Origin of the sequence: Providencia sp. PROV200 (assembly GCF_049901995.1) — a bacterium.
GTDB lineage: Bacteria > Pseudomonadota > Gammaproteobacteria > Enterobacterales > Enterobacteriaceae > Providencia > Providencia rettgeri_E.
In genome coordinates, this window is record NZ_CP096307.1 from 3,047,086 (window position 1) to 3,061,768 (window position 14,683).

General features: G+C 41.8%; 13 protein-coding genes and 1 pseudogene. 9 read left to right on the forward strand and 5 right to left on the reverse strand.

The window, feature by feature from the left end; all coding sequences use genetic code 11:
• Positions 1 to 3: 3 nt before the first annotated feature.
• Genes napA through napF form a run of 3 tightly spaced genes read right to left on the reverse strand, consistent with a single transcriptional unit; the run spans position 4 to position 3,230 of the window.
• A complete protein-coding gene (gene napA / locus M1E86_RS14060) occupies positions 4 to 2,490 on the reverse strand; it encodes a nitrate reductase catalytic subunit NapA (RefSeq protein WP_125891473.1) in 2,487 nt (828 codons plus the stop codon).
• The gene (gene napD / locus M1E86_RS14065; protein WP_185746880.1) at positions 2,471 to 2,749 is read right to left on the reverse strand and encodes a chaperone NapD; all 279 of its coding nucleotides are present in this window, start codon (positions 2,747 to 2,749) and stop codon (positions 2,471 to 2,473) included. Before napD ends, napA begins: the two co-directional genes overlap by 20 nt.
• On the reverse strand, positions 2,739 to 3,230 hold the full coding sequence (napF, locus tag M1E86_RS14070) for a ferredoxin-type protein NapF (RefSeq protein ID WP_213914163.1): 492 nt from the start codon (positions 3,228 to 3,230) through the stop codon (positions 2,739 to 2,741). The genes napD and napF overlap by 11 nt, the downstream gene beginning before the upstream one ends.
• 806 nt (positions 3,231 to 4,036) lie before the next feature.
• Between napF and nrfA the strand changes: the two genes are divergently transcribed.
• The 6 genes and pseudogenes from nrfA to nrfF form a co-directional block, all read left to right on the forward strand.
• Positions 4,037 to 5,470, forward strand: a complete 1,434-nt coding sequence (nrfA, locus tag M1E86_RS14075) for an ammonia-forming nitrite reductase cytochrome c552 subunit (protein WP_125891476.1) — start codon at positions 4,037 to 4,039, stop codon at positions 5,468 to 5,470.
• A gap of 47 nt (positions 5,471 to 5,517) precedes the next feature.
• A complete protein-coding gene (nrfB, locus tag M1E86_RS14080; protein ID WP_125891477.1) occupies positions 5,518 to 6,087 on the forward strand; it encodes a cytochrome c nitrite reductase pentaheme subunit in 570 nt (189 codons plus the stop codon).
• On the forward strand, positions 6,084 to 6,755 hold the full coding sequence (gene nrfC / locus M1E86_RS14085) for a cytochrome c nitrite reductase Fe-S protein (protein WP_102139981.1): 672 nt from the start codon (positions 6,084 to 6,086) through the stop codon (positions 6,753 to 6,755). The genes nrfB and nrfC overlap by 4 nt, the downstream gene beginning before the upstream one ends.
• A complete protein-coding gene (gene nrfD / locus M1E86_RS14090) occupies positions 6,752 to 7,708 on the forward strand; it encodes a cytochrome c nitrite reductase subunit NrfD (RefSeq protein WP_213914162.1) in 957 nt (318 codons plus the stop codon). The genes nrfC and nrfD overlap by 4 nt, the downstream gene beginning before the upstream one ends.
• 24 nt (positions 7,709 to 7,732) lie before the next feature.
• Positions 7,733 to 9,607 carry a heme lyase NrfEFG subunit NrfE gene (locus M1E86_RS14095; RefSeq protein ID WP_213914161.1) on the forward strand — a complete coding sequence of 625 codons (1,875 nt, stop codon included), beginning with the start codon at positions 7,733 to 7,735 and terminating at the stop codon, positions 9,605 to 9,607.
• A pseudogene (nrfF, locus tag M1E86_RS14100) lies at positions 9,600 to 10,208 on the forward strand (heme lyase NrfEFG subunit NrfF); the annotation flags it as partial. The gene M1E86_RS14095 and the pseudogene nrfF, both read left to right, overlap by 8 nt.
• Before the next feature lie 10 nt (positions 10,209 to 10,218).
• Here the strand turns inward: nrfF and M1E86_RS14105 are convergent.
• Positions 10,219 to 11,387, reverse strand: a protein-coding gene (locus tag M1E86_RS14105; RefSeq protein ID WP_094963256.1) for an IS3 family transposase whose coding sequence is annotated in 2 segments (ribosomal slippage) — positions 10,219 to 11,138 and positions 11,138 to 11,387 — 1,170 coding nt in all. Because the reading frame shifts where the segments join, the coding sequence is not laid out codon by codon here.
• 46 nt (positions 11,388 to 11,433) lie between these two features.
• On the opposite strand from M1E86_RS14105, the gene M1E86_RS14110 reads away from it, so the two are divergent.
• The gene (locus M1E86_RS14110; RefSeq protein WP_426099137.1) at positions 11,434 to 11,898 is read left to right on the forward strand and encodes a TPR domain-containing protein; all 465 of its coding nucleotides are present in this window, start codon (positions 11,434 to 11,436) and stop codon (positions 11,896 to 11,898) included.
• A 328-nt stretch (positions 11,899 to 12,226) separates the two neighbouring features.
• On the forward strand, positions 12,227 to 12,625 hold the full coding sequence (locus M1E86_RS14115; RefSeq protein ID WP_125891482.1) for a hypothetical protein: 399 nt from the start codon (positions 12,227 to 12,229) through the stop codon (positions 12,623 to 12,625).
• Positions 12,626 to 12,809: 184 nt separating this feature from the next.
• Here the strand turns inward: M1E86_RS14115 and M1E86_RS14120 are convergent, their stop codons facing one another.
• A complete protein-coding gene (locus M1E86_RS14120) occupies positions 12,810 to 13,061 on the reverse strand; it encodes a GDCCVxC domain-containing (seleno)protein (protein WP_125891483.1) in 252 nt (83 codons plus the stop codon).
• A gap of 217 nt (positions 13,062 to 13,278) precedes the next feature.
• Between M1E86_RS14120 and yegD the strand changes: the two genes are divergently transcribed.
• A complete protein-coding gene (yegD, locus tag M1E86_RS14125) occupies positions 13,279 to 14,631 on the forward strand; it encodes a molecular chaperone (protein WP_213914159.1) in 1,353 nt (450 codons plus the stop codon).
• Positions 14,632 to 14,683: the final 52 nt, after the last annotated feature.

Sequence of the window (14,683 nt, forward strand, 5' to 3'; positions counted from 1 at the left end):
CAATTACACCTTTTCCAGTTTAACGGCACATTTTTTGTAATCCGTTTCTTTTGAAAGCGGATCGGTTGCATCCAGTGTTAAGTTATTCACTAGCTGCGCAGCGTCAAAGAACGCCATGTAAACTAAGCCTTTTGGTGGTCTATTACGGCCACGAGTTTCAACAATTGTGGTCACATCACCACGTCGTGAAACTACTTTGACTTTATCACCACGGCGTAAGCCTCTCTCTTTTGCATCAATTGGATGAATAAACACAAGAGACTCAGGGAAAGCACGATGTAGCTCAGGAACACGACGTGTCATACTACCGGTGTGCCAATGTTCTAATACACGACCTGTTGATAGCCATAAGTCATATTCTTTATCTGGCGATTCCGCAGCAGGCTCAAATGGCAGCGCAAAAATTACTGCTTTACCATCGGGTTTACCGTAGAATTGATAACCCGCGCCAGCCTTGACGTAAGGGTCATTTCCTTCGCTATAACGCCACTGAGTCTCTTTGCCATCAACCACTGGCCAACGGATCCCGCGTGCTTTGTGATAGTCATCAAAATCAGCCAAGTCATGACCATGACCTCGACCAAAGCCTGCGTACTCTTCGAATAATCCTTTTTGTAAGTAGAAACCTAACTCACGTGATTCATCGTTAAGTTGGTCTTCCGCCAACTCGCTCACAGGGAACTTTGTCACCGCTTGGTTAGCGAATAACACGTCATACAACGTTTTACCGCGTAATTCAGGTTTTTTCGCGAGTAACTCTTCAGGCCACACTTCATCCGTTGTAAAGCGTTTAGAAAACAACACCATCTGCATTAAGTCAGATTTCGCTTCACCTGGAGCTTTAACTTGCTGGCGCCAAAATTGGGTACGACGTTCTGCGTTACCGTAAGCGCCTTCTTTTTCTACCCACATTGCCGTCGGTAAAATCAAGTCAGCGGCTAACGCACTGACCGTTGGATAGGGGTCAGAAACCACAATAAAGTTGCGAGGGTCACGCCAACCCGGCATGCGTTCTTCATTGATATTTGGGCCAGCTTGCATATTGTTGTTACACATAACCCAGTAGAAATTCAATTTACCGTCTTTTAGAGCACGGTCTTGGGCAACGGCGTGTAAACCCACTTTCTCAGGGATGGTCCCAGCAGGTAATCCCCAAACGCCTTCTACTTTCTCGCGGTGTTTTTCATTAGTCACCACCATGTCCGCAGGTAAACGGTGCGAGAACGTACCCACTTCACGAGCTGTACCACACGCTGATGGCTGGCCTGTTAATGAGAACGGCCCACAACCCGGTTGAGAAATTTTCCCTGTCAGTAAGTGCAGGTTATACGCTAAGTTATTCGCCCAAACACCACGAGTGTGCTGGTTAAAGCCCATGGTCCAATAAGAAACCACTTTGGTTTTAGGATCGGCGTAAAGTTTCGCTAACTCTTCTAACTGATCTTTTGGAACACCCGTCATTTCTGCGGTTTTATCTAAGGTATATTCTGCAACAAAGGCTTTATATTCATCCCACGTCATTGGCTCAGACGCATCAGAGCCCGCATTTTTCGCATTTTGTTCGAGTGGATGAGTTGGACGTAATCCATAACCGATATCTGTTGCACCACGACGTAAATTCACATGTTTATCGAGGAATTCCTGATTAACTGCATTATTTTGAATGATATAGTTTGCAATATAGTTCAGGATCACTAAGTCAGATTGTGGTGTAAAGACGATGCCGTTGTCCGCTAATTCAAAGCTACGGTGTTTGAAAGTCGATAACACCGCAACACGTACTTCAGGGTTAGACAGACGACGGTTGGTGATACGAGACCACAAGATTGGGTGCATTTCTGCCATGTTTGAGCCCCACAGAACGAAAGCATCTGCGTGCTCAATATCATCATAACAACCCATTGGTTCATCCATACCGAAAGTACGCATGAAACCGACTACCGCTGACGCCATACAGTGGCGCGCGTTCGGGTCTAAGTTGTTAGAACGAAAACCACCTTTAAACAGTTTTGATGCCGCATAGCCCTCCCAAACTGTCCACTGGCCCGAACCGAACATACCGATCCCTTCAGGGCCTTTTTCTTTTAATGTGGTTTTGACTTTTTCTTCCATAACATCAAAAGCTTGTTCCCACGTGATCGGTGTGAACTCCCCATTTTTGTCATATTCACCGTCTTTCATACGCAACATTGGCTGCGTTAAACGGTCTTTTCCGTACATGATTTTCGGTAAGAAATACCCTTTGATACAGTTTAGACCACGGTTTACAGGCGCTTCAGGGTCACCTTGGCTGGCCACGATGCGACCATTTTGAGTTCCCACCAATACCCCACAGCCTGTACCACAAAAACGGCAAGGGGCTTTGTCCCATTTAATACTTTCTTGTTGGCCAACCACTGCTTTCGCAATGCTAGGTGCGCCAATACCTGCCGCCGCAGCAGCGGCCGCTATCGCATTGGCTTTCATAAAGCTACGACGACTGAGTTTCATAATCTTCCTCACCTTGCTCTTCCTGCTGGTGGTAAACCAGCGAAACATCTAGTACGCCGTCAATATCGCGTACTAGATCAATAGTATCTAACAACGTTCTACTACCTTGCCCTTCAACAACCACAATCAGTTTTCCATTTTCCGGGGCGCTTATCGCCACTTCACAATGAGAAAGCTGATTTATTTCTTCGGCCACAGTAGACAGCCGCTCACTTTTTACTTGTACGATTAAACTGCACACTTGATAGTTACTGTGCATGTTCATGCTCCACGGTAATGGCTGAAACTGGGCAACCTGCGACGCAAGCACCACAGCCTGTACAACCTGGTGTTTCTACTTTTGGCTGGTATATACCCGCCATTGACGGACGAAAAGAGATAACTTCAGGCTCACAACTGTCTTGGCAACGACGACATTCAATCGAAAGATAAGCAAGACAATTTTGGCCAATCGAAATTGAGATATCCCAAGGTTGGGAATGTTTTGGTAGGAAAATAGGTTCTGAACAGGCTGTTGCACATGCATAGCAAAAGGTGCATTCACCACGCTTAAAATCAACAACAGGGTAGCCCCCGGCTCCTGGTTGGATAATTGCCGTTTCGCAACTCTCAACGCAGGCATTGCAACGGGTACACAATTCAATAAATTGCGTTTCACTACCACTCCATGGCGGCCGAACCACTGGAGCCGCGCTGCGCCACGCACCAGTTAATACTCCCCGACGGGTGAGATCAACCATGTTTTTTTCCTTTACATTGCCAACAAAAAAACTAAAACGTATTGATAAACCGCATTTTTTATATGTGTATTTATGAGAAATATTAACGATAGCAGCTATAAAAATACATACTACCAAGTAGGTAAAAGAGGTAATTCCCCGTATACGACTAGAAATAACCAGGTTTACGCTATTTGCTGTGCATAACCTTAAAACAGCCTTAAAATGATAAAGGAATAGGGGTTTTTAATTATTTATTAACATTTTTTTAATGTGGATTATTAATTTAAACTCAATTTTTAATTTTTTAAATTATAACACCAACCAAAAACTACCACTAAAGTGGTATGTGCAATGTCATTTATCAAAAAAATATATGCATTTTTTTTGATATTAAACAATTTTTATTTATTACTTTATTTTAAAAATAACCAAAAAATATTGAAAATGAAAAAATTACTTATAAATCAATTAAATAAAAAACCAAGAATAAATAACAAGAAAGGAGAATATGACCAATTAGTTATTAAAATTAACAGTTTGAAACTATTAAAAAACAACCATATCAATTTGCGATAATACCCATTTTTTATTATTTCATCACATTCTATTTCCTTATTCCAAATTAACTCTTGATCAAAAACAATATTTTTAGTGTGGTTTTTTGTTACACATATAAATTGGCAATGTCTTGATAGTATCTGTGCGCTTACTATCAAACCTAAATAACAAAAAGATACCCAAAATAGTTCGAGTCACAGGTCACAATATAACAATAACTCGAAAAATGAAGGGATGACTGGCTAAAATTACTCGAGGCCCTTTTTATGGCAAACTTAAGAAATAATGCACTATGCTTATTGAGTCTGGTTGCAGGAATATTTCTCTTTACCTCTGTTCATGCCCAAACTCCTACCAAAGATAGTACATCCACTATTAACGCTCGAAATGAAACTTTCGAAGCTGCTCACCCTGATCAATACCACTCTTGGAGAGCGACATCTGAGCAGTCAAACCGCGAAGATGCCTTAGCGGAAGACCCTCGCTTAGTCGTGCTGTGGGCTGGATACCCGTTCTCACGCGACTACAACAAACCACGTGGCCACGCTTATGCCATTATCGACGTCCGTGAAACCTTACGAACTGGAGCGCCTAAAGATGCTCAAGATGGTCCACTCCCGATGGCATGTTGGAGCTGTAAAAGTCCCGATGTGGCTAGGCTAATCCAAGAACATGGCGAAGATGGCTATTTCGAAGGTAAATGGGCAAAAGGTGGCCCTGAAGTGGTTAATGTTTTAGGCTGCGCGGATTGCCATAAAACAGATTCTGCAGATTTTGCAAAAGGCAAACCAGAGCTAACGCTCTCTCGCCCTTATGCAGAGCGTGCAATGGAAACGATTGGCAAACCGTTTGATAAAGCCAGCCGATTCGACCAACAGTCCATGGTATGTGGCCAATGCCACGTGGAATATTATTTCTCTGGCGATAAAAAGTCTGTGAAATTTCCATGGGATAACGGTACCAAAGTCGAAGAGATGGAAGTTTACTACGACAATATAGGTTTCTCTGACTGGACCAACTCATTGTCGAAAGCCCCGATGCTGAAAGCCCAACACCCTGAATATGAGACTTGGAGCGCAGGTATTCACGGCAAAAATAATGTGACCTGTATTGATTGCCATATGCCGAAACTGCAAAACGAAAAAGGCGAATTATATACCAGCCATAAAATTGGTAACCCATTCGACAATTTCGAACAAACTTGTAGCACTTGCCATACCCAAAGCAAACAACAGCTGCAAGATGTTGTTGCTGAACGTAAAGTCGCTATTCAAGAGATGAAAATCAAAGCGGAAGATCAATTAGTTCGAGCTCACTTTGAAGCGAAAGCCGCATGGGATGCAGGCGCAACAGAAGATGAAATGAAACCAATCTTAACGGATATTCGTCATGCCCAATGGCGCTGGGATTTAGCTATCGCTTCCCACGGTATTCATATGCATGCACCAGATGAAGGCTTGCGCATGTTAGGTGGTTCGATGGATAAAGCCGCAGATGCACGAACCAAACTCGCTCGTCTATTAGGTTCAAAAGGCATCACCCATGAAATTGCCATTCCAGATATTTCAACCAAGGAAAAAGCACAACAAGCTATCGGTTTAGATATGCAAAAAATCAATGCGGAGAAACAAGAGTTCTTAAAAACTGTGGTTCCGCAGTGGGATGACCAAGCTCGTAAAAATGACCTATTAGCCAAATAACCATGATTTGCCCCAAATGATGGGGCAATATAACCAATGGAGTGAATATGAGCGTACTACGTTCGTTATTAACTGCTGGGGTGCTGGCAACAGGCTTATTATGGGCAACAGCCGCATCCGCAACCCCACAAATGGCCCAAGAAAATGCAGAAGGCCGTTGGGTTGTTACACAGCAACGCAGTGCAGACAAAGCCTGCTTAGACTGCCATAAACCCGACAAAGAAGGCATGCATGGTACCCACTCAGAAGTGGTTAACCCTAACAATAATTTACCTGTGACTTGTACCAATTGCCACGGTAACCCAGGGCCAGATCACCGTGAAGGCGTCAAAGATGTCATGCGCTTTAACAACCCAATGTATACCGTCGAGCAACAAAACAGTGTCTGTCTATCATGCCACTTGCCGGAACAACTGCAAAAAGCGTTCTGGCCTCATGATGTCCACGTCACCAAAGTAGCCTGCGCAAGTTGTCATGACCTTCATCCGAAACAAGATACCATGAAGGTACTGACTGATAAGGGCAAAGTAAAAATCTGTGTCGACTGCCACTCAGATCAACGCAATAACCCTGATTTCAACCCAGCAGCGGTGAAATTGCGTAAGGAGCAGCCATGAGTTGTTCTCGTCGTCAATTCATTATCTACTCAGGAGCACTGGCGGCGGTAGGAGGAGTTGCTAGCCATGCGCTAGCTAATACCATGAAAATAGATGGCGTTCGCTACGGCATGGTGCACGACGAAAATCTGTGCATCGGCTGTACGGCGTGTATGGATGCATGCCGAGAGGTTAACCAAGTGCCGGAAGGTGTTTCGCGGCTAACCATCATCCGTAGTGAGCCTATTGGCCAGTTTCCTGATGTTAAATACCGTTTTTTTCGCCACTCCTGTCAACATTGTGAAAGCGCCCCTTGCGTTGATGTTTGCCCTACCGGTGCCTCTTTTATCGATAAAACGACAGGGATTGTTGATGTAAATCCTGACTTATGTGTCGGCTGCCAATATTGTATTGCAGCCTGCCCTTATCGCGTCAGGTTTATTCACCCCATCAATAAAACCGCGGATAAATGTGATTTCTGCCGTAAAACGAATCTAAAACAGGGCAAGCAGCCGGCTTGCGTCGAATCTTGCCCGACCAAAGCATTAACCTTTGGTAATTTAGATGATCCTAAGAGCGATATTTCGTTGATGCTAAAAGAAAAACCGACTTATCGATTCAAAATTGCACTCGGTACTCACCCCAAAATGTATCGGGTTCCGTTCAAATATGGGGAGGTTAGCCAATGACAACAGCTTCTGCTTTCCATTTTGAATCCTTAGTGTGGGACTGGCCCATTGCAGTTTACTTATTCTTAATTGGTATTTCCGCGGGGCTTGTAGTACTTGCGGTACTTATGCGTCAGTATTATCCCACTGCGGCTGGCAGTGATAGCACGCTCATGCGCACAACACTGATTTTGGCGCCGACCACGATCATCTTTGGGTTATTGATCTTAATTCTTCATTTGACGCGTCCATGGACGTTCTGGAAATTAATGTTTCATTATAGCCCAACTTCAGTGATGTCGATGGGGGTAATGTTATTCCAAGTGTATATGGCAGTACTTGTTGTTTGGCTGGCTAAAATCTATGAAAAAGAGCTCATTGGTTTACAGCAAAAATGGCTACCAAAATTGACAATTATTCCTAGAGTATTAAACCTGCTAAACCGTGCAGTGCGCTTTCTCGATATTGCAATGCTCGTATTGGCGGTTTTGCTTGGGGCCTATACCGGCTTTTTACTTTCAGCATTAAAGTCTTATCCATTCTTAAACAACCCATTATTACCGGCTTTATTCCTATTTTCAGGTATATCTTCAGGTATCGCGGTATCGTTAATGGCAATCGCATTGCGCTATCGTAAAAATATCCATAATACTGAAACCGCATTTTTACATCGTATCGAAGGCTTTGTGATTTGGTTGGAGATATTCCTATTAGCCGCTTTTTTTGTCGGGCTAGCATTAGGAGACGATGGAAAAATTCGATCATTAATTGCCGCATTAGGTGGTGGTTTCTGGACATGGTGGTTTTGGATTGGCGTTGTTGGGTTTGGTTTTATTATTCCTCTTTTATTCAAAAAATGGATGGATAAAGGACAAGGTGCGGTAAGAGTATTGATTATCAGTGGTGCAAGCTTACTGGGTGTCTTCTGCTTACGCTTCTTTGTGTTATACGCAGGGCAATTGACCGTTGCATAACTCACTCAATAATAAGGGTAATAATTGGAACTAATACTCCCAGAAATTGGCTTTCTCTGTCTTACATTGGCACTGTGTATCGCCTGTTTTCAAGCATCATTCGGAGTTATTGGTTTTTTACGCCATATTCCGAGGCAAATGCCTCGGAATGCCCTTTGGACCTACTTGCAATTTCTTTTCTTACTCATTGCCTATTTCTGTTTAACCCTCAGTTTTATTCAAAGTGACTTTTCTGTCGTGTATGTGGCGCAGCATAGTCACAGATTATCGCCACTGTATATTAAAATCGCGGCAGTATGGGGAGGCCATGAAGGGTCAATATTTCTTTGGTTGCTGTTTATCTCAGCTTGGAATTGTCTGTTTGCATGGTGTTATCGCAAGCAAACTCACCCGGTATTTCCTCTCACATTAACCCTACTTGCTATTATTATTGCAGCATTATTACTGTTTATCGTCTTTTATTCCGACCCTTTTTTACGCATTTTCCCACCCGCTATTGAAGGGCGAGATCTCAACCCCATGCTGCAACATTGGGGGTTAATATTACACCCTCCGTTACTTTATTTAGGCTATAGCGGGTTAATGGTCGTCACTGCTTTAGCGCTTGCATCCACTCTCTATGGGCAATTTAATCACACTATTGCAAGGCTCTGTTGGCGCTTTGTCGTTCCGAGTTGGTGTATACTCACTTTGGGTATCACTTTAGGGTCATGGTGGGCATACAGCGAACTTGGTTGGGGAGGATGGTGGTTTTGGGACCCCGTTGAAAACGCGTCGCTACTACCATGGTTAAGTGCAACCGCGTTACTCCACAGCCTCAGCGTTACATATAAAACAGGTCATTATCGCCATTGGTCAATATTACTGGCGATCCTCACGTTTATTCTATCACTATTGGGCACGCTGATTGTCCGTTCAGGTATTTTAATGTCTGTCCATGCGTTTGCTTTGGATAACGTTAGGGCTGTGCCCCTCTTTTTACTATTCAGTTTTCTAAGTTTCGGTGCTTTATGTCTATATGGCTGGAAAGCTAAAAACATTGATGATTCACCAACCAATATTAATCGCCGTCAGCTTTACTTATTACTCACATTAATCCTATTTTCAACTGTATTATTTATTGTTCTGACGGGCACACTTTACCCGATGATTTACACATTATTTGGTTGGGGAAAAATATCGGTTGGGGCACCTTATTTTAATCAAACATTATTACCATTTGGTATTTTGATGCTCATTATCATGGCTGTCAGTGCCATTTACCCACTGAACAAAACCCGCATTAAACCCCGGTGGCGTATTCTTTTAATCATACTTACCAGTATGTTATTAATCTTCTTCCTTTGGTCTGAAGGGCTTATTATCGCTCTTTCTTGCGGCTTTTTATTTGCAATTTTACTTATCTTTTGGCTACGTCCTATACATGCTATTCGACAACAATTCCCATCCCTTATTGCTCATACAGGGGTTGTGATTTTTTCAGCTGGTATTGCCTTGTCAGTGGGTAGCCACCACGAAACCAGTGTTAATCTTTCTATTGGGCAATCTATTTCACTCGCAGGTTATCAATTCCAATTCAACGAGTTGCAGCTTGATGCTAAATCTAACTACACAACCGAAAAAGCCATCATACAAATTAGCAAAGTGAATCAACCGTTACACTCATTAATCACTGAACGCCGGTTTTATACTGCTCGGCAGCAATTAATGATTGAACCTGGTATATATTGGGGATGGCTACGTAACTGGTATGCAGTATTAGGTGAGAAAACAGGAACCAATAGCTATGCAATACGCTTTTACGTCCAAGATGGCATTCAATGGATTTGGGGCGGTGCGTTTGTGATGTGTTTTGGCCTATTAGTAAGCTGGATAAAAGTGAGGATAAAAAATGCTTAGAACTCTATTCGCACTTTTTTTCTTATTTTACTCTTTTATATCCAACGCTCAAATTGTTGACGTGTGGCAATTTAATTCCATTGAAGAGCAAGAGTATTCTTTGCAGATTGCCTCACAATTGCGTTGCCCGCAGTGCCAAAACCAAAACTTACTTGAATCTAATGCCCCGACAGCGGTTAGTATGCGTCATCAAGTCTTCAAAATGGTCGCTGAGGGTAAAGATAAAGCGCAAATCATGCACTATATGACCGAGCGATATGGTGATTTTGTGCTCTATAATCCACCGTTGACGATTGGAACTGCCCTGCTTTGGCTTTTACCTGGAATTGCTCTAATTGGCATTTTTTATGTAACGTTTAAATTCAGTCGGTCACATAAACAGCAGATCATAAAGAGCACGGTTAATCACCAACAAATATCCGAACAATTATTATCCTCAGATACAACATCATCAACAGCCAGACTACCGCATGTTAATAAAGTACTTGCCATATTCATTGTGTCGGTCGTTATTGGTTACTTTTTCTCACCTCGATTTGAATTAGCCTATCAGGAATACCAACGCATTTCCGATCCCTTACTATCATTCACACCATTACAACATGTAGTGGTCAACTAAAATTGGCCACGGTTTTAGAGTTTTTCCGGTATTGGTTTTCTGATTCGTTTGGTGGTAATCCACCGTTATATTCATGCGGCCTGACCTCGCTGTAATACCCGACGATATAATCCGTTATTGCATGGGCTGCTTCACTGAAGCTGATGTAGCCGGTCACCGGCACCCACTCATTTTTCAGACTTCTGAAGAAGCGCTCCATCGGACTGTTATCCCAGCAGTTACCACGCCTACTCATACTTTGTTTTATCCGGTATCGCCACAGTAACTGTCGGAACTGCCTGCTTGTATAGTGGCTACCCTGATCACTGTGGAACATGAGCCCGGATGGCTTATTTCGTATTTCCCATGCCATTTTCAGCGCTTTGGTGGTCAGTTTGCTGTCCGGTGAAAATGACATTGCCCAGCCCACGGGTTTCCTTGCGAACAGGTCGAGTACAACGGCCAGGTATGCCCAGCATTTACCGGTCCAGATATACGTTACGTCGCCGCACCATACCTGATTGGGCTCTGTCACTGCGAACTGTCGCTCAAGGTGGTTCGGGATAGCAATGTGTTCATGACCGCCACGTTTATACCGGTGAACAGGCTGCTGACAGCTCACCAGCCCCATCTCCTTCATTAGCCGTCCGGCAAGCCATCGTCCCATCCGGAAGCCCCTGTGTGTTGCCATTACAGCGATACTTCTTGCTCCTGCTGAGCCATGACTGAGGCCGTGCAGCTCCTGAACCTGACTACGTAATACGGCTCTCCTGCCGTCCGGATTGTCAGGCCGGTTTTCCCGGTATCTATAGCTGCTGCGGTGAACTCCGAACACGCAGCAAAGAGTGGCCACAGGATAATGCGCTCTGAGTTTCCCGATCACCGAGACCTGTTCAGGGAGTCTGACATCAAGAGCGCGGTAGCCTTTTTTAATATTTCGTTTTCCATTTCAATACGTTGAATTTTTTTCTTCAGCTCACGTATCTCAATTTGTTCCGGCGTGATAGGGGATGCTTTCGGTGTTTTGCCTGCCCGTTCGTCCCGTAATTGCTTTACCCACCGCGTCAAGGTGGAAAGCCCGACATTCATGGCTTTCGCGGCATCTGCAACTGTATAGTTCTGATCCACAACCAGCTGAGCTGATTCACGTCTGAATTCTGCACTGAAATTTCGTTTTTTCATTAAGGCACCTGTGTTGTTCTGAGGTAAGCATATCACCTCTGTTCAGGTGGCCAAATTTATTAAACCACTACAACAAGAACAAAATGATTTATTACGTTTGCAAAATGATATTCGCCAATCACCTAAAAACAGTGAGCTTTGGGCGACACTGGGTGAATATTATCTCTATCAAAATAGTTATGATAATGCACTGATTGCTTATCAAAGAGCGCTAGAATATGGTGGGGAAAATGCTCAAATATATTCCGCTGTTGCCACCGTACTATATTATCAAGCAGGCCAACACCTAACAGGAGATGTTAGAGCGCTAATCAATAAAGCATTAGAGCTTGATAATCAAGAGGTTACTGCACTGATGTTAATCGCTTCAGATGCTTTTATGAATGCAAATTATGAGCAATCAATTGATATTTGGCAAAAATTATTAGATAGTAATAGCTCCCGTATTAATCGCTCTCAGCTCATTGAAGCTATTCATATGGCAAAAATAATGAAGAATAAAAAAGATTAATCTTATTTTTCTTACTAAATTTGTCACCTTGGGAATTAATACATATTAAATTATCACAATAGTAATAAAATATCCCTTTATAAAATGTCTATTTATTTAAATGTGTAATTTTTCGTTTCTTATTGATTACCATTGTTTCCCTTCTATATTACTTCAAATAATCTTATGTTAGATTGGCACCAACTCATTATTCCAACTGTAATCCAAGTATATTTCCTTAAGTAAAACTAGCAATTAGATTTAGCTTAAGTGGGAATAATTTCATTTCCTTTTTATATTTTGGCATTCTTTGGGAGCATCAAAAATAATAACATAAGAAATAAATACTATGAAAAATAAAATATTTTCATTTTTAGTCGTCGGATTAATTGCGGGCGCTTCCTTTATAGGAGGCGTTGTTAGTAACTACACACCTGATTTAGATATCGTAGAAAAATCTCAAAAAGCGGTTGAGGATTTTTTAGCATACCCCAAAACAGCTGAATATAAAAACGTTAAATATCATGAGATAAGAGAAACCTTAGATCATGGCATGCTAGGCTATGTCTGTGGTGAGGTACTTATTTTTACTAGCCAAAACTCCTATTCATTTAAACGCTTTGTAGTCAAAACCTATCTTCATAATGATGGGCGCAATGTTGTTTCTATCCCATTAATAGATAGAGATGATAAAGAGTTTCCTGATAATGACTTTAATGTTATTTGGAATAAGTATTGTAATAATTAAAAAGATAGAAAACCCAATTGTTTAAATAAGATATTTCCGAGAATCAACTTTAATAATTCATTAATATATTAAGAATCTTTTTAATTAAGTAATTATTTATACCCAGTATATAGGTAACCATAAACGATATTCACCATATTGTTATTTACAGATTATCTTACACTCCTGTATACGTTAAGATAAATTAACAAATATCTTTTGAAGAACAACAGCATTCCTGTCCTCCAGTTAACATTGCTTCTTGTATTGGAGGACATTTCACTGAGCCATATGAACAAAAAACACAGCAATCCCCCTTTAATGGTTTTAATAATGCTCCACAGTGTTTACATTCATAAAACCATTGGCAAGCATCTGTCGGCATTTCTTCGACTTGCTTAAAATGGCATTCTGGACATATTAGTTCTGATTGCAGTTCTATATGAAGTTTACTCATCGACTTTCCCATAATTTTTATCACACAGATAGCTAAAGTAGCCTCTATTGAACACTAAATTCATCGCGATTTCTTTGCGTTTATACCCTATTAAGGGCTAATTCATACTGTTTTCCTGTCGGCCCTTACCGTACATCAACCATCTTTTAATAGTAATTCATTGTTGCTTGATATAAAGTCTCAGCCTTTTTTCAAAATCGTTATTCTTGGAGGCGAAATGTTTATTGGTTTTGATTACGGCACGTCTAACTGTGCTGTCGCGGTCATGAAAAACGGGGTTCCCACACTATTACCATTAGAAGGCGATAGCGTTTATATCCCATCAACCTTATGCGCGCCTACAAGAGAATCAGTCTCTGAGCATTTATTTCGCCATTGTAAAATATCCCCTTCGAATGAAATCGGGCAGCAAATTTTAAAAAGATCTATCGCGTTTAACCGTGATGAAGGGGTCGATTTAATGCGTGAAGACATCGTCTTTGGGCAAGCCGCTTTAGATTTATATTTAAGCGATCCTAGAGATGTTTATTATGTAAAATCTCCAAAATCATTTTTGGGGGCGTCTGGCTTGCATGATACCCAAATTAGTTTTTTTGAAGATCTTGTCTGTGCCATGATGAAAAATATAAAGGACACTGCAGAACAAAAATTACAACAGATTATTGATGATACTGTCATTGGCCGACCTATTAACTTTCATGGTCGCGGGGGAGAACTCTCTAACCAACAAGCTGAATCAATACTCTATCGTGCTGCAAAGCGTGCAGGGTTTAACCATATTGCTTTTCAATTCGAACCTGTTGCTGCCGGGCTTGAATATGAATCAACATTGAATAAAGACCAGATTATCCTAGTCGTTGATATTGGTGGCGGAACAACAGATTGCTCATTAATCCAAATGGGGCCAACCTACCAAAATGCACAGGACAGAACGCAATCCTTACTTGCTCACAGTGGACAACGAGTGGGAGGAAACGACCTTGATATTTATCTTGCACTGAAACAATTGATGCCACTTTTTGGGATGGAGAGCCAATCTTTATCTGGTACTAAAATGCCATTTCTACAATTTTGGAACCCTATTGCCATCAATAATGTTGAAGCACAAAAAGAATTTTACTCACGACAAAATCTAACTGCGTTAACACGCTTAAAACAAGATGCTAAAGAGCCTAAGAAAATATCTCGATTGTTAGAGGTATATAATGAAACACTAGGTTATAGCTTAGTGCGTAAAGCTGAAGAAGCTAAAATTGCTTTGTCAGATACCCCAAGTTATTTAGCTCAAATTAATTTAATTTCTGAAAAACTAGAAGTGGATATTCCACATGAACACATGGTGGAATCAATTGAATCACCCAAAAGTAAAATGATTGAGTTAGTTAAAGAAGCGGTCAAGCAAGGAGGAGTCAAGCCGGATGCCATTTACGTTACAGGCGGGAGTGCTCGTTCCCCAATATTACACCAAGCAATTAGCCAAGAGTTACCTAATATTCCGATAGTGCGTGGGGACGATTTTGGTTCCGTTACCGCAGGATTAACACGCTGGGCTGAAACCTGTTTTAAATAAACGAACAAAGACTAACTAATAGCGCAGAATAAATGACTCAACAAATAAGCCC